The organism is Citrobacter sp. RHBSTW-00029 (assembly GCF_014104295.1).
Lineage (GTDB): Bacteria > Pseudomonadota > Gammaproteobacteria > Enterobacterales > Enterobacteriaceae > Citrobacter > Citrobacter youngae.
Window position 1 is genome coordinate 2,624,034 of record NZ_JABXRT010000001.1, and the last position, 20,137, is coordinate 2,644,170.

The 20,137-nt window shown below is 53.3% G+C and carries 17 protein-coding genes; 8 read left to right on the forward strand and 9 right to left on the reverse strand.

Features of this window, described 5'->3' with window-relative positions; genetic code table 11:
* Positions 1–26: 26 nt before the first annotated feature.
* The 4 genes from gsiB to HV041_RS13005 form a co-directional block, all read right to left on the reverse strand.
* Positions 27–1,565: a glutathione ABC transporter substrate-binding protein GsiB gene (gene gsiB / locus HV041_RS12990; protein WP_048212176.1), complete on the reverse strand. Its 1,539-nt coding sequence runs from the start codon at positions 1,563–1,565 to the stop codon at positions 27–29.
* 28 nt (positions 1,566–1,593) lie between these two features.
* Positions 1,594–3,465 carry a glutathione ABC transporter ATP-binding protein GsiA gene (gene gsiA, locus HV041_RS12995; protein WP_048212177.1) on the reverse strand — a complete coding sequence of 624 codons (1,872 nt, stop codon included), beginning with the start codon at positions 3,463–3,465 and terminating at the stop codon, positions 1,594–1,596.
* Positions 3,452–4,417: a beta-aspartyl-peptidase gene (iaaA, locus tag HV041_RS13000; protein ID WP_061067598.1), complete on the reverse strand. Its 966-nt coding sequence runs from the start codon at positions 4,415–4,417 to the stop codon at positions 3,452–3,454. Before iaaA ends, gsiA begins: the two co-directional genes overlap by 14 nt.
* Before the next feature lie 192 nt (positions 4,418–4,609).
* Complete coding sequence (locus HV041_RS13005) at positions 4,610–5,398, reverse strand: aminoglycoside adenylyltransferase family protein (RefSeq protein WP_121584405.1); 789 nt, start codon at positions 5,396–5,398, stop codon at positions 4,610–4,612.
* Positions 5,399–5,573: 175 nt separating this feature from the next.
* Between HV041_RS13005 and moeA the strand changes: the two genes are divergently transcribed.
* Together moeA and moeB are read left to right on the forward strand one after the other, a co-directional pair.
* The gene (gene moeA / locus HV041_RS13010; RefSeq protein WP_116361020.1) at positions 5,574–6,809 is read left to right on the forward strand and encodes a molybdopterin molybdotransferase MoeA; all 1,236 of its coding nucleotides are present in this window, start codon (positions 5,574–5,576) and stop codon (positions 6,807–6,809) included.
* A complete protein-coding gene (moeB, locus tag HV041_RS13015; RefSeq protein ID WP_061067595.1) occupies positions 6,809–7,558 on the forward strand; it encodes a molybdopterin-synthase adenylyltransferase MoeB in 750 nt (249 codons plus the stop codon). Before moeA ends, moeB begins: the two co-directional genes overlap by 1 nt.
* A gap of 86 nt (positions 7,559–7,644) precedes the next feature.
* Here moeB and fsa read toward each other — a convergent pair whose 3' ends face one another.
* Positions 7,645–8,307 (reverse strand): fructose-6-phosphate aldolase, encoded by a 663-nt coding sequence (gene fsa, locus HV041_RS13020; RefSeq protein WP_121584404.1) that lies wholly within the window; start codon positions 8,305–8,307, stop codon positions 7,645–7,647.
* 132 nt (positions 8,308–8,439) lie between these two features.
* Here fsa and HV041_RS13025 point away from each other — a divergent pair, with 132 nt between their 5' ends.
* The 4 genes from HV041_RS13025 to HV041_RS13040 all read left to right on the forward strand — a co-directional run bounded on the left by HV041_RS13025 (position 8,440) and on the right by HV041_RS13040 (position 14,173).
* Positions 8,440–9,339, forward strand: a complete 900-nt coding sequence (locus HV041_RS13025; protein ID WP_121584403.1) for a glycyl-radical enzyme activating protein — start codon at positions 8,440–8,442, stop codon at positions 9,337–9,339.
* Between the two features lie 5 nt (positions 9,340–9,344).
* Positions 9,345–11,777, forward strand: coding sequence for a glycyl radical protein (locus tag HV041_RS13030; RefSeq protein WP_182294227.1), 2,433 nt, complete (start codon positions 9,345–9,347; stop codon positions 11,775–11,777).
* Between the two features lie 169 nt (positions 11,778–11,946).
* Positions 11,947–12,762 (forward strand): Cof-type HAD-IIB family hydrolase, encoded by an 816-nt coding sequence (locus HV041_RS13035; RefSeq protein WP_048212185.1) that lies wholly within the window; start codon positions 11,947–11,949, stop codon positions 12,760–12,762.
* Between the two features lie 148 nt (positions 12,763–12,910).
* On the forward strand, positions 12,911–14,173 hold the full coding sequence (locus tag HV041_RS13040) for a DUF1479 domain-containing protein (RefSeq protein ID WP_121584402.1): 1,263 nt from the start codon (positions 12,911–12,913) through the stop codon (positions 14,171–14,173).
* A 69-nt stretch (positions 14,174–14,242) separates the two neighbouring features.
* Here HV041_RS13040 and HV041_RS13045 read toward each other — a convergent pair whose 3' ends face one another.
* On the reverse strand, positions 14,243–15,097 hold the full coding sequence (locus HV041_RS13045; RefSeq protein WP_061067591.1) for a hypothetical protein: 855 nt from the start codon (positions 15,095–15,097) through the stop codon (positions 14,243–14,245).
* A 101-nt stretch (positions 15,098–15,198) separates the two neighbouring features.
* Positions 15,199–16,791, reverse strand: a complete 1,593-nt coding sequence (locus tag HV041_RS13050; protein ID WP_008784214.1) for an ABC-F family ATPase — start codon at positions 16,789–16,791, stop codon at positions 15,199–15,201.
* Positions 16,792–17,024: 233 nt separating this feature from the next.
* Here HV041_RS13050 and ldtB point away from each other — a divergent pair, with 233 nt between their 5' ends.
* Positions 17,025–17,945, forward strand: coding sequence for a L,D-transpeptidase (gene ldtB / locus HV041_RS13055; RefSeq protein ID WP_003035268.1), 921 nt, complete (start codon positions 17,025–17,027; stop codon positions 17,943–17,945).
* Positions 17,946–18,039: 94 nt separating this feature from the next.
* Here the strand turns inward: ldtB and HV041_RS13060 are convergent, their stop codons facing one another.
* A complete protein-coding gene (locus HV041_RS13060) occupies positions 18,040–19,149 on the reverse strand; it encodes an anion transporter (RefSeq protein ID WP_048212188.1) in 1,110 nt (369 codons plus the stop codon).
* On the reverse strand, positions 19,146–19,619 hold the full coding sequence (gene mntR, locus HV041_RS13065; RefSeq protein WP_003831586.1) for a manganese-binding transcriptional regulator MntR: 474 nt from the start codon (positions 19,617–19,619) through the stop codon (positions 19,146–19,148). Before mntR ends, HV041_RS13060 begins: the two co-directional genes overlap by 4 nt.
* A gap of 186 nt (positions 19,620–19,805) precedes the next feature.
* Here mntR and mntS point away from each other — a divergent pair, with 186 nt between their 5' ends.
* A complete protein-coding gene (mntS, locus tag HV041_RS13070) occupies positions 19,806–19,934 on the forward strand; it encodes a manganase accumulation protein MntS (protein ID WP_061067589.1) in 129 nt (42 codons plus the stop codon).
* The last annotated feature ends 203 nt before the right edge of the window (positions 19,935–20,137 follow it).

A 20,137-nucleotide genomic window follows, 5' to 3' on the forward strand; every position in this document is an offset into this window, starting at 1 on the left:
CGTCAATGCAGGGCCGAATGAATAGCTTATTTCAAATCCGCGTCATCAAAACTAAACCCGGTGTCGGGCATGATCCAGAATCCGGTCAAATTCGTACTGTGCGCCGAGATCAGTTTCTCCACCACCAGCGGGATCCACGGCGACTCTTTCCAGATGATATCCTGCGCGTCCTTGTACAGCTTCGCTTTCTGCGCCGGATCGTTGGTTTGCAAGGCCGCCGCTAAATCACTGTCCACCTGCTTATTGCTGTAGAACGCGGTATTAAACAAGGTTGGCGGCCAGTTCTGTGACGCAAACAGCGGCGACAACGCCCAGTCCGCTTCGCCTGTAGACGCCGACCAGCCGGTGTAGAACATCCGTACCCCGCTTTCTTTCTGCGCCTTACCCTCGACTTCCGCCGCCCGCTGCCCGGCATCCATCGCCGTCACCTGAGCCTTCACGCCCACCTGCGCCAGTTGCTGCTGGGTAAATTGCAGCACTTTCTGCGCGGTGCTGTGGTTATGGGATGACCACAGCGTGGTGGTAAAGCCGTTGGGATAACCCGCTTCTTTCAGCAATTGGCGTGCTTTTGCCGGATCGTAAGGCCACGGCGTGTAGCTTTGCGCATAGGCTATTGATGGCGGAAGAACGCCCGTTGCCGGCGTGGCGTAACCGGCAAAAGCCACTTTCACCAGCGCCTGACGGTTGATGGCATAATTCAACGCCTCGCGCACCTTCGGATTATCGAACGGTTTTTGCGTGACGTTCATGCTGATATAACGCTGCATAATAGACGGGCTGGCGACCAGTTCCAGGTTTTTATTCTTCGCCAGTAACGCCGCCTGCTCGTACGGAATAGGGAAAGCAAACTGCGCTTCCCCGGTTTGCAGCATTGCCGCACGCGTGTTGTTGTCCGTTACCGGACGCCAGGTAATCGTATCCAGCTTTGGCAACCCTTGCTGCCAGTAACCCGCGAACTTCTTAACCTTCACAAAATCCGTCTGATTCCAGGTATCAAGCTGATATGGCCCGGTGCCGACAGGATGGAAACCAATCTCCTTGCCGTATTTCTCCAGCGCAGCCGGAGATATCATCGCCGTAGCCGGATGCGCCAGAATATTGATAAAGGCAGAGAATGGCTGCTTCAGCGTAATCTTCACCGTAGCAGGATCAACCACCTCGGTTTTATCGATATTCTTATACAGGTTATAGCGTTTAAGGTGATTTTCCGGATTACTGGCGCGATCAAGGTTGGCTTTTACCGCAGCCGCATTGAAGTCAGTCCCATCCTGAAACTTCACGCCCTGTCGCAGTTTAACGGTGTACGTCAGGCCATCATCAGAAACGGTATAGCTTTCCGCCAACACATTTTTCAGCTTCATCTCTTTATCAAGGCCGAACAGCCCCTGATAAAACGACTTCGCTACCGCCTGCGACAACGTGTCGTTCGCGTCATAGGGGTCAAGCGTGGTGAAATTAGACCCTACAGCAACCACCACATCTTTGGCGGCCCAGCCAGGCGATGCGGCCAGCGCAGAGGCCACTCCCACAGCAACCAGCCATTTCCGAGCAACAATTTTTGTCATGTTATTCTCCTTAAACCCTGCCTGCCTGTCATAAACGCGAAAGCGCACTTTCCGCTGGCACGCGCGCAACGTAATGCCCCGGTTCCACTAACTGTAGTGAAACCGGGGGGATCTCTTCACCGCGTTTGCGGATATTACTGGGGATATCATCCGACAACAGCACGCGCTGTGGTCTTTGATGCGATGGATCGGCAACCGGGACTGCCGCCATAAGTTTTCGCGTGTAGGGATGCTGTGGATTTTCAAACACCGCCCGTCGGGTGCCGATCTCAACAATCTGCCCCAGGTACATCACCGCCACGCGGTGACTAATACGCTCCACCACCGCCATATCGTGGGAAATAAACAGGTACGCAATACCCATTTCCCGCTGTAGGTCGAGCAACAGATTAATAATTTGCCCGCGAATCGAGACATCCAGTGCCGAGACGGACTCATCGGCAATAATCACTTTAGGATTGAGCGCCAACGCCCGGGCTATACAGATACGCTGACGCTGACCACCGGAAAATTCGTGCGGATAGCGCCAGGCGTGCTCAGGTAGCAACCCGACACGCTCGAGCAACCATGCGACCCGTTTTGTCGCCGCATCGCCTTGCAACAAACCGTGCACCCGCAGTGGCTCTAAGATGGAATATCCCACCGTCTGTCGGGGGTCGAGCGACGCATAAGGGTCCTGGAAGATAAACTGGATATCCCGACGCAGCGGCTGCAACTTGCTGGCGGCCAGGGTATCAATGCGTTGTCCCTTGAAGAAAATCTCCCCGCGCTGGGACTCCACCAGACGCAACAATGCCCGCCCGGTCGTTGATTTACCACACCCCGACTCGCCTACCAGTGAAAGCGTTTCGCCGGGCCAGAGATCAAAACTGACGTTTTCCACCGCATGCACCTCGCGGGTCACGCGATTAAGGATGCCGCTACGCAGGGGAAAACGTGTCACCAAGTTGCGAACCCGCAGAATCGGCTCTCCCTCAACTACCGTGTCCTGCTCGGTTTGAGGTTCAACATGATGAGGATCGTGCAGAGAAATAAGCGGGAAGCGTCGCGGAAGGTCATGCCCGCGCATCTCCCCAAGTTGCGGCACTGCTGCCAACAGCGCTTGAGTGTAAGGATGCTGCGGAGCATGAAAAATCTGCTCAACGCTGCCCGTTTCGACCGCTTCACCCTGGTACATCACCAGCACCCGGTCAGCGATATCTGCCACCACGCCCATATCGTGGGTGATAAAAATAACGCCCATCGACATCTCTTGCTGCAGCACTTTTATCAGTTGCAGGATCTGTGCCTGAATCGTGACGTCCAGCGCGGTGGTCGGCTCATCGGCAATCAACACCGCAGGGCGACACGACAGCGCCATGGCAATCATCACACGCTGGCGCATGCCGCCGGAAAGCTGGTGCGGATAGCGCGATAAAATCGCCTTCGCCTCAGGGATACGCACCTGATCGAGCATTCGCTTCGCTTCTACCATCGCCTCTTCGTGACTGGCACCCTGGTGCAAGCGGATAGACTCGGCAATTTGCTCGCCGACGGTAAACACCGGGTTAAGCGATGTCATAGGCTCCTGGAAGATCATCGCGATATCCGCGCCACGCACATGGCGCATCTGGGCTGCGCTCTGCTCGCCGAGTTCAATCACCTGCCGATTACGCCGCCGTAGCAGCATCGCATCACAGCTTACCTCGCCGCCCGCCTGTTCAATCAGACGCATCAGCGACAAGGCCGTTACCGATTTTCCGGAACCGGATTCGCCAACAATCGCCAGCGTTTCGCCACGCTTCAGGCGAAATGACAGATTGCGCACAGCGCTAACGCGTTGCTGCTCCTGTTCAAAGGCAATATTCAGGTTGCTGACGGACAGCACATCACGGGCATCAAGCTCATCACTGTGTGGCAACGGTATCTCCTTTTTCCCGATAAATACCAGTGGTGGGCGTGTCGCCTGCGTATCCCCAGGCGCGGTACATGCCTTCGCTGTTAAACGGCAAAGCCACATTCCCTTCATGATCGATAGCAATTAATCCACCGCTGCCGCCCAGCGCCGGTAATTTTTCCATCACCACGCGTTCACACGCCTCTGATAAACTCAGGCCGCCATAATCCATCAATGCCGCAATGTCATAGGCCGCCAGCGCGCGAATAAAAACTTCACCTGTTCCGGTGCAGGAGACGGCCACACTTGCGTTATTGGCATAACAGCCTGCGCCGACCAGCGGACTATCCCCCACCCGACCCGGTAATTTGTTGGTCATCCCGCCAGTCGATGTTGCTGCCGCCAGATTGCCAAACATATCCAGCGCAACCGCACCCACGGTACCCATTTTATTGTTTTCATCCAGCGGGGTCGCACTGTGATCCAGCACCGTTTCACCCGCTGCTTGCGCCGCCAGCAGCTGTGCATAGCGTTCTGGCGTCGAGAAAATATCCGCCGAAACGCGCTCCATACCCTGGGCAATGGCAAAATTTTCTGCCCCTTCACCAATCATCATGACGTGGGGGCTGTGTTCCATCACCAGGCGCGCCGCGAGGATCGGGTTGCGCAGATGACTGACTCCGGCGACAGCACCCGCTTGCAGGGTATTACCATCCATGACGCAGGCATCCAGTTCATGGGTTTCATCACGGGTATACACAGCACCAATTCCGGCGTTAAACAGAGGGCACTCTTCCAGTAGGCGCACAGCCTCAGTGACAACATCCAGTGCGCTTCGGCCCGCTTCTAGCATACGTTGACCGGTTTCAACGATATCTGACAGCGCCTGTATATAACGCAACTCCTGCTCCTGGCTTAGCTCTGCGCGGGTTATTGCCCCAGCGCCGCCGTGAATTGCAATGACTGCTTTGCCCATTTTTTTCATCCATTAAGGTGGCAGGTAACGGGGTTATAAATATCAGAATTTCTGTGAGTTATTGATTCGATTTTTGAATATAGAAAGATGCAGACGTCATGTAAAGGTAAAGGCCCGCCCCTCACACTTCTTCGCATCAGGTCATGCAGCAGTGTTCAACAAACAGGAGATTCCCCGACGTTATTGAATAAATTAATTCAACCGATCGGTAATCTGTTTTTTTGCATAAAACACAAAGCGTTCAACAGACGGCATACATGCGGCCCAGTTCTGTTTGGTTAACCCCAGATATTCCGCACGCGCAGCCTGCAACGTGGCGGCATGTTCAGTGGGCAATTGCGGTATCAGCCAGTACGCAGCCTCATCTTTAGCGACAATATTGCCCGTAACCACGCTATACCAGATGCGTGCCAGAGCAAGGATAATATTCCGCTCGTCCCCTTCTAAATCGGCCGGTTTCTGCCACATATCAAGGATATGTCGAAATGTTTGTACGATATCGCTAAAAGGGATGACATTGAATAATCTCTCAGCGGGTTCACCGAACAACGGTACGCTGGCACGCCGGGCCTGGGTCAGCAGAATGGAAAGGTCGGGATCCACCTGCGCCGGTTCATACACACCAGCGCAGATATCTTCACGCAACCATTCACCAAACTGCATCTCTCTCGCCGGTGGAAATCGCCACGGTACAATCTGCGAGAACAGTACAACGGTCACTTCCAGCGCACGATACCGCACGCAGACGCCGGGAGGCGCAGAAATAGCCAGCAAATCCTGCATCAATTTTTTTCTTTGCTGCATATCCAGCGGTTGCCTGATGGTAACCAGTAAATCGATGTCGCTTTGGGGTTTTAATCCCCCTTCAACAGCAGATCCATACAAATGAATGGCAACGAGATTCCCCTCAAAAATCTGGCGGATGAGCGCACTGGCGGCATCCACCTGGCGTCGAATGGCGTCCGGGATATTATGAGTCATTTAGCCCCCAGGGAAAAAAGCAGAAACATTGAGTTTATACGGCATTTTTCCTGTCGCGCTATCCTCTGGCAGAAAACCGTTATCAGATCCGATCCTAAGCCTGAGGTGGCATACTGTCCGCGTCCATTTTCTGACATAATAACCGGATTCGATTTTGCCCCGCAGGAGTCTTCACATGGAATTTACCGCCGGACTGATGCCGCTTGAAACGGCTCTCTCTCAGATGCTTTCGCGTATTACCCCACTCACCGCCGTCGAAACGCTGCCCCTGGTTCAATGCTTTGGTCGTATTCTGGCGACCGACATCGTCTCCCCGATTGATGTCCCTGGATTCGATAACTCGGCAATGGATGGTTATGCGGTGCGTTTGGCTGATCTGCAATCCGGCCAGCCGCTCTCCGTTGCAGGTAAAGCCTTTGCCGGTCAGCCTTTCCATGGCGAGTGGCCTGCGGGAACCTGCATCCGTATTATGACCGGTGCCCCGGTTCCTGTCGGTTGCGAAGCGGTAGTGATGCAGGAACAAACGGAACAAACTGACGATGGTATTCGTTTTACCGCCGACGTCCGCAGCGGACAAAATATTCGTCTGCGCGGTGAAGATATTGCCAACGGCGCGGTGGTATTTCCCGCCGGGACTCGCCTGACCACCGCCGAGCTTCCCGTGCTGGCTTCGCTCGGTATTGCCGATGTCCCCGTCGTGCGCAAAGTCCGCGTGGCGTTGTTCTCCACCGGTGATGAACTGCAACTGCCGGGTCAGCCGCTGGGCGACGGACAGATTTATGATACTAACCGTCTGACCGTACATCTGATGCTGCAGCAGTTGGGCTGCGAGGTGATCAACTTAGGGATTATTCGTGACGATCCCAACGCGCTGCGCGCCGCGTTTATCGAAGCCGACAGCCAGGCCGACGTCGTTATCAGTTCCGGTGGTGTTTCTGTTGGCGAAGCGGATTACACCAAAACCATTCTGGAAGAACTGGGAGAAATTGCCTTCTGGAAATTGGCCATCAAACCCGGTAAACCGTTCGCCTTTGGCAAACTGAGCAACAGCTGGTTTTGCGGCCTGCCGGGTAACCCGGTGTCAGCGGCCCTCACCTTTTATCAACTGGTCCAACCGCTACTGGCGAAACTCAGCGGTAACACCGCCTGCGGACTGCCGCCACGCCAGCGCGTGCGCAGCGCATCACGTCTGAAGAAAACACCTGGCCGTCTGGATTTTCAGCGCGGTGTATTACAGCGTACCGCAGAAGGCGAACTGGAAGTCACCACTACCGGACATCAGGGCTCGCATATTTTTAGCTCCTTTAGCCTGGGCAACTGTTTTATCGTGCTGGAACGCGACCGTGGTAACGTCGAAGCCGGAGAATGGGTTGAGGTCGAGCCGTTTAACGCACTGTTTGGAGGCCTGTAATGGCAGAACTCAGCGACCAGGAGATGATGCGCTATAACCGGCAAATCATTCTGCGCGGCTTCGATTTCGAAGGTCAGGAAGCGCTCAAGGAGGCGCGGGTACTGGTCGTTGGTCTGGGAGGGCTGGGATGCGCGGCAACTCAGTATCTGGCGGGCGCGGGCATCGGACATTTAACCCTGCTCGACTTTGACACGGTATCCGTGTCGAATCTCCAGCGCCAGACGCTGCACAGCGATGCGACCGTTGGACAGCCGAAAGTGCTCTCCGCCCGCGACGCCCTGGCGCGAATCAACCCCTATATCGCCATTACGCCAGTGAATGCGCTGCTGGACGAGAGCGAGATTCACTCGCTTATCGCCGAACACGATTTGGTGCTGGACTGTACGGATAACGTCAGCATCCGCAATCAGCTGAATGCAGGATGCTTTGCCGCCGGGGTTCCGCTGGTTTCCGGTGCGGCAATTCGCATGGAAGGGCAAATTACCGTCTTTACGTATCAGGAAGGCGAGCCCTGCTACCGTTGCCTGAGCCGTCTGTTCGGTGAAAACGCCCTGACCTGCGTCGAGGCAGGCGTGATGGCCCCGCTAATCGGCGTGATCGGATCGTTACAGGCGATGGAAGCCATTAAGCTGCTGGCAAGCTATGGTAAACCGGCGTCTGGAAAAATCGTCATGTACGACGCCATGACCTGCCAGTTTCGCGAAATGAAGCTGATGCGTAATCCGGGGTGCGAGGTTTGTAGTCGGTAAAAAAGTCGGGTGGCGGCTTCGCCTTACCCGACCTACAACGGCTCGAACGTAGGCCGGGTAAGCGTTAGCGCCACCCAGCAACAGCATCAGATCGACGTGCGACCAAATGCGCTCTGCCAGTCGTGCTCAAACTTCGCCACGGCAGCATCAACGGCTGGAGAGCTAATCATCTGCTGAGCGACATCCAGCGGCAGCGTGATGGACTCACAGCCGAGCAGCAGGCAATCCAGCGCCTGACGCGGCGTTTTGAAACTGGCTGCCAGCACTTTGGCGTGCGGGGCATGCATTTTCAATAAGGCCTGCAGATCGGTCACCGTCTGAATGCCGTCGCCCCCCTGAGCGTCCACGCGGTTAACGTATGGCGCAACATATTCGGCGCCAGCCAGCGCAGCTAAAAGCCCCTGAGCAGCACCGTAAACCGCGGTCCCCAGCGTCGGGATGCCCTCTTCTTTCAGCAATTTAATTGCTGCCAGACCCTCTGCCGTGACCGGCACTTTCACGACGATATCCGCGATGATTGCCCGCAGCTTACGCGCATCGCTGACCATCCCTTCGGCGGTGGTCGCCATTACCTGTGCAAACAGGCGGCCCTGCCCGCCCATCGCGTCCTGCAGTTGCGGCAGCAACACGTCCAGCGTCTGCTTACCTGCCGCCACAATGCTAGGGTTAGTGGTCACCCCTGCCAACGGAAAAACACGCGCCAGCGCTTTTACCGCGGCAACATCAGACGTATCTAAATAGAGTTCCATCACCTTTCCTCAAACGAATAATTAGCATGAATAAAAGGTAGCACGGCGAAACCTCGCGGTTAGTTGACGCACGTCAATATAACTTTCATTCGAAAGTAATTTAATCTTTATACGAAAGAAAAGAGGCCGCTTATGATTTTCAATATCCAGCGCTATTCCACGCATGATGGTCCAGGTATCCGCACCGTGGTGTTCCTTAAGGGATGCTCACTGGGTTGTCGGTGGTGCCAGAATCCGGAAAGCCGCGCCCGGACGCGGGATCTGCTCTATGACGCACGTCTGTGCCTTGATGGTTGCGATCTTTGTGCTCAGGCGGCACCGGAGGTGATTGAGCGGGCACTGAGCGGGTTGCTAATTCATCGCGAAAAACTGACCGATGATGCTCTGACGGCGCTGACCCACTGCTGCCCTACCCAAGCGCTGACCGTCTGCGGAGAGGTAAAAAGCGTGGATGACATCATGACGACCGTATTGCGGGATAAACCGTTTTACGACCGCAGCGGAGGGGGACTCACGCTTTCCGGCGGCGAACCGTTTATGCAGCCAGAGCTGGCGGCTGAATTGTTCCAGGCCAGCCACGAAGCAGGCATTCATACGGCAGTAGAAACCTGTTTGCATGTTCCCTGGAAGTATATTGAGCCGTCATTACCCTACGTTGATCTGTTCCTGGCCGATTTAAAGCATGTCGCCGACGCGCCGTTTAAACAGTGGACCGATGGCAGCGCCTCTCGCGTGCTGGAAAACCTGAAAAAACTGGCCGCCGCCGGTAAAAAAATAATTATCCGCGTCCCGCTGATTCAGGGATTCAACGCTGACGAAGCAGCTATTCAGGCCATTACCGATTTTGCCGCCGACGAACTCCACGTCGGAGAGATCCATTTTTTGCCCTACCACACGCTGGGCATCAACAAGTACAATTTACTCAATCAACCCTACAACGCCCCGGATAAACCGCTTGATGCGCCTGCGCTGCTCAAATTTGCCCAGCAGTACGCCAGCCTTAAAGGTTTAACCGCGACCCTACGAGGATAATCGCCATGACTACTCTGAAACTGGACACACTCAGCGATCGTACCAAAGCGCATAAAACGGCCCTGATCCACATCGTGAAACCGCCGGTTTGTACCGAGCGCGCCCAGCACTATACCGAGATGTACCAACAGCATCTGGATAAACCCATCCCGGTACGCCGTGCGCTGGCACTGGCTCATCACCTGGCGGAACGCACTATCTGGATCAAGCATGACGAGTTGATCATCGGTAACCAGGCAAGCGAAGTACGCGCCGCGCCAATCTTCCCGGAATACACCGTCTCCTGGATTGAAAAAGAGATCGATGATCTCGCCGACAGGCCCGGTGCAGGCTTCGCGGTTAGCGAAGAGAACAAGCGCGTATTGCATGAGGTGTGCCCATGGTGGCGCGGTCAGACCGTACAGGACCGCTGCTACGGCATGTTTACCGACGAACAAAAAGGGCTGCTGGAAACCGGCATTATCAAAGCTGAAGGTAATATGACCTCCGGCGACGCACACCTGGCGGTGAACTTCCCGCTGCTGCTGGAAAAAGGTCTCGACGGTCTGCGCCACAAAGTCGATGAACGTCGTTCCCGCATTAATCTGACTTGTCTGGAAGACCTCCATGGCGATCAGTTCCTGAAAGCGATTGATATCGTGCTGGAGGCCGTCAGCCTGCACATTGAGCGCTTTGCCGCGCTGGCGCGTAAAATGGCGTCCACAGAAACGCGCGCCAGCCGCCGTGATGAACTGCTGACCATGGCGGAAAACTGCGATGTCATCGCCCATGAGCCGCCAAAAACGTTCTGGCAGGCGCTGCAGTTGTGCTACTTCATCCAGCTGATCCTGCAAATTGAATCGAACGGTCACTCCGTATCGTTTGGCCGCATGGATCAGTACCTCTATCCGTTCTACCGTCGTGACGTAGAACTAAACCAGAGTCTCGATCGTGAGCACGCCATTGAGCTGTTGCACAGCTGCTGGCTGAAATTGCTGGAAGTAAACAAAATTCGCTCTGGCTCCCACTCGAAAGCCTCAGCAGGCAGCCCGCTGTATCAGAACGTGACCATCGGTGGCCAGAACCTGGTCAACGGTCAGGCGATAGATGCCGTCAACCCGCTCTCCTATGCCATTCTGGAATCCTGTGGCCGACTGCGCTCTACCCAGCCGAACCTCAGCGTGCGTTATCATGCGGGGATGAGTAATGACTTCCTGGATGCCTGCGTGCAGGTGATCCGCTGCGGCTTCGGGATGCCAGCCTTTAACAACGATGAAATCGTCATTCCGGAATTCATTAAGCTGGGCATTGAACCGCAGGACGCCTATGACTACGCAGCTATTGGTTGCATCGAAACCGCTGTTGGCGGGAAATGGGGCTACCGTTGCACCGGCATGAGCTTTATTAACTTTGCCCGCGTGATGCTGGCGGCGCTGGAAGGCGGACGCGATGCCACCAGCGGCAAAGTATTCCTGCCGCAGGAAAAAGCGCTTTCAGTCGGCAACTTTAATAATTTCGATGAAGTGATGGAGGCCTGGGATACGCAGATCCGCTACTACACGCGCAAATCCATCGAAATAGAGTATGTCGTCGACACCATGCTGGAAGAAAACGTACACGATATTCTGTGCTCTGCGCTGGTAGATGATTGTATTGAGCGCGCGAAGAGCATTAAGCAAGGTGGCGCGAAGTATGACTGGGTATCCGGTCTGCAGGTGGGTATCGCCAACCTCGGCAACAGCCTGGCAGCAGTGAAGAAACTGGTCTTTGAACAGGGCGCTATCGGTCAACAACAACTGGCCGCCGCGCTGGCTGATGATTTTGATGGTCTGACCCACGAGCAGTTGCGTCAACGCCTGATCAACGGCGCGCCAAAGTACGGCAACGATGACGATAGCGTTGATACGCTGCTGGCTCGCGCTTATCAGACCTACATTGACGAACTTAAGCAGTATCACAACCCGCGTTACGGCCGTGGTCCGGTTGGCGGCAACTACTATGCCGGGACCTCGTCTATCTCCGCAAACGTACCATTTGGCGCGGCAACCATGGCAACGCCGGATGGCCGTAAAGCGCATACTCCGCTGGCAGAAGGCGCCAGCCCGGCCTCCGGTACGGACCATCTCGGTCCAACGGCGGTAATTGGCTCTGTAGGTAAACTGCCTACCGGCTCAATCCTCGGCGGCGTACTGTTAAACCAGAAGCTGAACCCGGCTACGCTGGAAAATGAGTCTGATAAACAGAAGCTGATGATTCTGCTGCGTACCTTCTTTGAAGAGCACAAAGGCTGGCATATTCAGTACAACATCGTTTCTCGTGAAACGCTGCTGGAAGCCAAAAAACACCCGGATCAGTACCGTGACCTGGTGGTGCGTGTCGCGGGTTATTCCGCCTTCTTCACCGCGCTGTCTCCGGATGCGCAGGACGATATCATCGCGCGCACTGAACATATGCTGTAACCCCCTCCCGCCCGGTGGCACTGTGCTTACCGGGCCTACATACTCTCCCTTTAGCCGGGTAAGGCGAAGCTGCCACCCGGCCTTTTACTTTCATTCGAAATTAAATTTGTGCTACAGGTCACATTGTTATTAGAATGTTTCTGGTTGCAGTTATAAGCCAGGAGCATATATGACCATCAACGTTATCGTCACCGATATGGACGGAACGTTTCTCGACGACGCCAAGCAATACGATCGCGAACGCTTTATGGCGCAGTACCAGGAACTGAAAAAAAGAGACATTGAATTTGTCGTGGCCAGCGGCAATCAGTACTACCAGCTTATCTCCTTCTTCCCCGAGCTGAAAAATGAGATCTCCTTTGTTGCCGAAAATGGAGCATTGGTATTCGAACATGGTAAGCAACTGTTTCACGGCGAGCTGACCCGCCACGAATCCCGCATTGTCATTGGCGAACTGCTCAAAGATAAGCAGCTCAACTTTGTGGCCTGTGGACTGCAAAGCGCCTACGTGAGCGAAAATGCCCCAGAGTCCTTTGTCGCGTTGATGGCAAAACACTACCATCGCCTGAAACCCGTCAAGGATTACCAGGATATCGACGATGTGCTGTTCAAGTTCTCGCTGAATTTACCTGACCAACAGATCCCATTAGTTATCGATCACCTTCATTCTGCTCTCGACGGCATTATGAAGCCCGTCACCAGCGGCTTTGGGTTTATCGACCTGATCATTCCCGGCTTACATAAAGCCAACGGGATCAGCCGTCTGTTAAAACGCTGGAACCTGTCACCACAAAACGTGGTCGCCATTGGCGACAGCGGCAACGACGCGGAAATGTTGAAAATGGCGCACTACTCTTTCGCCATGGCTAATGCAGCCGAGAACATCAAATTTATTGCCCGCTATCAGACCGACGATAATAACCATCAAGGCGCGCTGAACGTGATTCAGGCGGTGCTGGATAACACTTCGCCTTTTAACGCCTGATCCTGCCAACCGGAGTACCTGCTCCGGTTCTCACCGTTTTTGCATTCCGTGCACACCATCAAGTTTTTAAACTTGCATTAACTTATTTTTAACTTATATTGCACTTGTAAGCTAGATAAGTTTCAAATGAAAGTTATGCGAGGTGGTTATGGCTTTTACTTTTACCAGCGACACATTGCCCGCCGATCACAAAGCGGCAATCCGTCAGATGAAACAGCAACTGCGGGTACAGCTTGGGGATGTTCAGTTGGTCTTCAATCAGCTGAGCGATGCCATTGCCACCCGCGTGGCGGAAATCAACGCCCTCAAAGCGCAAGGCTCCCCGGTATGGCCGGTGTTGTCCTATACGGATATCAAAGCGGGTCGCGTGAGTGCAGAGCAGCGTGAAGAAATTAAGCGTCGCGGATGCGCGGTCATTAAGGGGCATTTCCCCCGCGAACAGGCGCTGGCATGGGATCAGTCGATGCTTGATTACCTGGATCGCAACCATTTTGATGACGTCTACAAAGGGCCAGGCGATAACTTCTTCGGCACCCTGAGCGCATCGCGACCTGAAATCTACCCCATTTACTGGTCCCAGGCGCAGATGCAGGCCCGCCAGAGTGAAGAAATGGCCAATGCACAGTCGTTCCTCAATCGTCTTTGGACATTTTCAAGCGAAGGTAAACAATGGTTTAACCCGGATGTCAGCGTTATCTACCCTGACCGTATACGCCGCCGTCCGCCGGGAACCACCTCCAAAGGGCTGGGCGCGCACACGGATTCCGGCGCGCTGGAACGCTGGCTGCTGCCTGCGTATCAGCGGGTATTTGCTCATGTTTTCAATGGTAAACTGGACGATTACGATCCATGGCAGGCTGCGCATCGCACCGAAGTAGAAGAGTACACGGTGGATAACACCACCAAATGTTCAGTGTTCCGTACCTTCCAGGGTTGGACAGCACTGTCCGATATGCTGCCAGGTCAGGGATTGTTGCACGTGGTCCCTATTCCAGAAGCGATGGCATATGTGCTGTTACGCCCATTGCTTAACGATGTGCCGGAAGATGAACTGTGCGGCGTCGCGCCCGGCAGAGTCCTGCCGATTTCCGCGCAATGGCATCCGCTGCTGATTGAAGCGCTAACCAGCATTCCACAGCTGGAAGCCGGAGACTCAGTGTGGTGGCATTGTGATGTCATTCACGCCGTCGCGCCGGTAGAAAATCAACAGGGTTGGGGCAACGTGATGTACATCCCTGCCGCACCGATGTGCGAAAAGAATCTGGCCTATGCTCACAAAGTGAAAGCCGCGCTGGAAAAAGGCGCGTCGCCGGGTGATTTCCCGCGCGAGGATTATGAAACGAACTGGGAAGGACGCTTCACGCTGGAGGATTTGAATATCCACGGTAAACGCGCGCTGGGGATGGAATAATCCTTCCCCTTTCATCGCTTTTAAAATAGTCCGGTTTTCTTCATTATATGATAAAAACCGGGTATTTTTTTATTCTACTGAAATTGCTGCCAGTTTCCATTTATCCTTTTCTTTGAGCATAGTAACGTTAATCTCGCCAGACTCTCCGTTTTTAAACTCTACGCTTCCAGACAAAGAACCAACATCATTTACTACATTGAAACTATCGAAACTGTATTCACTAATATCATCAAAATGAACAGACTCGGTTACAAGCTTAAAATCCTCGCTGTTCATTTTTCTTTGCAAAGAAGAAGAGCTTGCCTGATAAGCCTGAATATATTTTCCATCACGGAGCAAATCTATCTCTGTTCGCGCAGCATCCTTCAAATCACCCATCGTGGAAAAAAGGAAAGTGCCAAGGCCGATAAAAATAATCAGTGCGGCAATCACCGCTCCCGCAATAACAAACTTCCTTTTCTTCTTGTCTGCTAACAGACCACGAACCTGCCATCCCGCATCACGAACAATATCAAAAATAGGATCGGTAATTTCCGTTGATACAAATTTATAGCCATCAATTTTACCGAAGCTACCATCTTCTTTTTTACCCCAGGATCCCCCAGCAGAAAACTCAAGGCGTTTCCCTATTTGGACAGATTTGCTTAATCTGAACCCACCCAAATCTGCATCCCACTCCACATCGGTCGTTTTTTCACGATAAGTAATTTGCTTTTTGCTTTCATTGAAAAACAGTCTTAACTCATATTGTTTTTGCAATCCGTATTGACTGAAATAATCTATCCACTCAGCATCTTCGATATTCCAGGATGCAACAATATCATCACCATCTTCACGTAAAATGAAAGGATGCTCGTTGCTGTTGTTTAAATTTAGTAAGTTTAATTTAAGATTGGCTAAAGAGAGTGGTTCCATCTGACTCATTTTCTTTCCTTGCGTAGGTCGTTATGGAAAGTATCTTAGCCACAATTGTGGCTAAGATTAATCAGTAGAACTTTTTTTCAGAAAAGTGCGGGGAGAGAGACTTATTCGACGCCTTTACTCCGCAGGTAATCTTCGTAGTTGCCGGTGAAGTCGATCACGCGTTCCGGCGTAATTTCAATCACGCGGGTTGCCAGGGAACTGACGAACTCACGGTCGTGAGAAACAAAGATCAGCGTGCCCTGGTACATTTCCAGCGCCATGTTCAGCGACTCGATAGATTCCATATCCAGGTGGTTGGTTGGTTCATCCATCACCAGAATATTCGGTTTCTGCATCATCAGCTTACCGAACAGCATGCGTCCTTTTTCACCACCGGAGAGCACTTTTGCAGGCTTCTTGATATCGTCCTGGCTGAACAGCAGACGACCGAGGAAGCTGCGCACAACCTGCTCATCATCGCCTTCTTGTTTCCACTGGCTCATCCATTCGAAAACGGTCAGATCGTTTTCAAACTCGTATTCGTGATCCTGCGCGTAGTAACCAACCTGGGCGTTTTCAGACCACTTAACGGTACCGTTGTCCGGCTGCAAATCGCCAACCAACGTTTTCAGCATGGTGGATTTACCCACGCCGTTGGCACCAATGATGGCAACCTTCTCCCCCACTTCCAGCAGCAGGTTGAAGTTTTTAAACAGCGGGCCTTCATCAAAACCTTTCGCCAGCGCTTCCACTTCCAGCGCGTTACGGAACAGTTTCTTATCCTGCTCGAAACGGATGAACGGGTTCTGACGGCTGGAGGCTTTCACTTCATCGAGCTTGATCTTATCAATCTGGCGCGCACGAGAGGTCGCCTGACGAGATTTAGATGCGTTGGCGCTAAAGCGGCTGACGAAGGATTGCAGATCGGCAATCTGTGCTTTCTTCTTGGCGTTATCGGCCAGCAGACGTTCACGCGCCTGGGTTGCCGCCGTCATGTATTCGTCGTAGTTACCCGGATAAACACGCAGTTCGCCGTAGTCCAGATCCGCCATGTGCGTGCAGACCATGTTCAGGAAGTGACGATCGTGCGAAATGATGATCATGGTGCTGTCACGCTCGTTCAGCGTCTGCTCCAGCCAGCGGATGGTGTCGATATCCAGGTTGTTGGTTGGTTCGTCGAGCAGCAGAATGTCCGGGTTAGAGAACAGCGCCTGTGCCAGAAGCACACGCAGTTTCCAGCCGGGCGCGACTTCGCTCATCGGGCCGTAATGCTGCTCTACCGGAATACCGACGCCCAGCAGCAGTTCACCCGCACGCGCTTCCGCAGAGTAGCCGTCCATTTCGCCGTACTGAACTTCAAGGTCAGCCACTTTATAGCCGTCTTCTTCGCTCATCTCGGCCAGAGCGTAGATACGGTCGCGCTCCTGCTTCACTTCCCACAGTTCAGCGTGCCCCATAATTACTGTGTCGAGAACAGTGAACTCTTCAAAGGCGAATTGATCCTGACGCAGCTTACCGATGCGCTCATTCGGATCGAGGGAAACGTTGCCCAGCGTCGGTTCGAGGTCGCCGCCGAGAATTTTCATAAAGGTGGATTTACCGCTACCGTTCGCGCCAATCAGGCCGTAACGATTGCCGCCGCCAAATTTGACGGAAATATTTTCAAACAGCGGCTTACTGCCGAACTGCATAGTGACGTTGCTGGAAACTAACACTGGCGTATCCTGAAAGAGAAAGAAATATGTGACAAACCGCTTATTATGCCATAACTCTGCAATAAGATCGCGCCGTTCATGCAGCACAGATAAAGTGAAAGCAAAAGGAAAAAAATGTGATTTAGTACACATCCGAATTCCTTGTTGCTCAGAATGCACATATAATGCCTGCCCAACACTACATAAATCTCAACCCACTAGCCTGCCTGGCACTGAATCTCGCATACATGAACATGAATATGAAATTAACAACGCTTTTCGCGGCGGCACTCGCAATAGTTGGTTTTTGTAACACCGCTTCTGCCGTCACGTACCCGCTGCCTACCGATGGCAGCCGTTTGATTGGCCAGAACCAGGTCATCACGATTCCTGAAGGCAACACCCAACCGCTGGAATATTTTGCGGCGGAGTATCAGATGGGTCTGTCTAACATGCTGGAAGCTAACCCGGGCGTGGATACCTTCCTGCCGAAAGGCGGCACCGTGCTGAACATTCCTCAGCAGTTGATCCTGCCGGATACCGTGCATGAAGGTATTGTGATTAACAGCGCCGAAATGCGTCTGTACTACTACCCGAAAGGTACTAACACCGTCATCGTTCTGCCTATCGGTATCGGCCAGTTAGGTAAAGACACCCCTATCAACTGGACCACCAAAGTTGAACGTAAGAAAGCGGGTCCAACCTGGACGCCAACCGCGAAAATGCATGCGGAATACCGCGCTGCGGGCGAACCGCTGCCAGCCGTTGTTCCGGCAGGTCCGGATAACCCGATGGGTCTGTACGCGCTGTATATCGGTCGCCTGTACGCCATCCACGGCACCAATGCTAACTTCGGCGTCGGCTTACGCGTCAGCCACGGCTGCGTGCGTCTGCGTAACGATGACATCAAGTTCCTGTTTGAAAATGTGCCGGTCGGTACTCGCGTCCAGTTTATCGATGAGCCGGTAAAAGCCACTACCGAACCAGACGGCAGCCGTTACATCGAGGTACATAACCCACTGTCTACTACTGAAGCACAGTTTGAAGGCGGGGAAATCGTACCAATTACGCTGAATAAGAGCATTACCAGCATCACCGGTCAGTCTGACGTTGATCAGGCCGTCGTTGAGCAGGCGGTACAGAACCGTTCTGGTATGCCGGTTCGTCTGAACTAATCGGCTATACATGCCCGATGGCGCTACGCTTATCGGGCCTACCAGCACTGTAGGCCGGATTAGGCGCCAGCCGCCATCCGGCACACCACATCAATTACATCATCAACAGCAAGCCATATCCCACCAGCGCCGCCCATATCAGCATCGGCACCGAATACAGATGAAAACGCCACCAGATGCGTCGGTCATTTGCCATGCGTAAAGCAATCAGATTCGCCAGCGACCCCGGCAACAGGCCAAACCCTCCGATATTAACTGCCCAGGCCAACAATAGCGTCGGCGGAACATAGTTGAGCAACAAAATCGTGCTGGGAACGTTACTGATAAACTGCGACAAGCCGATTGCCGTCAACCACAGCCCCGGTGCTGAAAGCGTGCCAATCTGACTGGTTATTCCGTGTAACACCGGCAACTGCGTCAGCAAATGCACATCAATAAACATCGCCATAAACACTAACAGCAACGTCCAGTCAACGCTGAGGATCACACGGCGAGCCAGTACCATGAACCCCGCGGCGACGATCGCCAGGCCCCACAGCTCTTGTTTTAACTCCAGTGCCGTCAGGAAGATGATATACAACGCCAGACAGCTCCACACCAGACGCGGTTGCCAGTCAGGCGCGGACGTACCGGTGTGATAATGCAATGCTTTATTCGGGAAACTGAACCAGCACAGCACCACCAGCGTCAGCATCATGGTCCCGGCAAGCGGCGCCATTTGCGAGGTAAACGCAGCAAATGACAAGCCAGAACGCCCCCACATCAGAATGTTTTGCGGGTTACCTATTGGCGTGAGCAACGATCCGGCGTTAACCGCCAGCGCCTCAAAGATAATCAGGCGATTCACCGGAATAGCACACAATTTTTTCAGGGTGATCGTCAGCGGAACAACAATAAACAGCGCCACATCATTGGTCAGAAACGTCGACAGCAGCGCCGCCGCCAGCACCATAAATATCGCCAGTTGGCGTTCTGTGTTGAAGCGGCGAGTCATCTTGCGCCCTAACACATCAAAATAGCCGCTGAGCTCGACGCCTTTGGTCAGTAACATCAGACCGCTAAGCGTAATAATCGTGTGCCAGTCAATGGCTCCCGGCCACAGCCGGGGCGCAAATGGCGTGAAAAGGCTCAGTGCAACCCCAACAATGATTAACAGTTGGAAAAAGCGATCGCGCTGTAAGGCACGTAGCAAAGGGAAACTCATTCAGAGCCTGTTCCTTGCTGTTGCGTAAACCGGCTAAAAGCCTCCAGCGTTTCCTTACTGACGTGATGCTCCATTCCTTCCGCGTCGCGACGGGCAATTTCCGGGCTGATACCTAACATCAACAGGAAATTCTCCACAATCTGATGACGCTCCCGACTCTCCTGAGCTAATCGCTCACCTTCTGCGGTTAAAAACACGCCCCGCCAGGGGATCATTTCAATCAACCCAACGGAGGCAAGGCGCTTAAGCATTTTGGCAACCGTCGGCTGGGAAACCCCAAGCCGCGCGGCCATATCTACCTGGCGTGCTTCACCCACCTCGATAATGAGATCGGAAATCAGCTCTACGTAGTCATCAATCAGCTCACGGCGATGCGCCTCCCGGACCTGACGAAATCCTTCAACGTGTTCTTCGACATTCACCAATTGCGTCACTTTTTTTGTTGTTGGCATACCTGCGCGACGACTCATTCTGCTTCCTCGTTACTGTGACGCGTTAACGGCATCTGATTAGAGAACGCTCATTGTAAACCAGAGTTGCGTGGGCACAAAAAATTAACGTTTTAGCAATAGCCATATAATATAGCCTGTGCTATATCTGTATATAATAAAGACATCCCTCAAGGACTGATGGGATCGTGAAGTCAGGAGGTTTATATGAATGAATTTAAGAGGTGTATACGCGTGTTTAGCCACTCTCCCTTTAAAGTACGGTTGATGCTGATCTCTATGCTGTGTGACATGATTAACGGCAAACCAGAGCAGGATAAATCCTCAGCAAAATAATGCGGCGTCGCGGTACGCCGCTTCATTTCTTTGCCGTAACCTGATTACGGTGATAGGTTTCGTCCGAATAACCCTTCTTTTTGTCTGTTTTGCAGTTGCCCTCTCAAAACAATTTCTTTGTAGTAGTTGACCTTCTCTTGCACACACTCTATCTTTTCGCAGCCCTGCATATATTGCGGCTCGCGGATGCGGACCCATTCCCT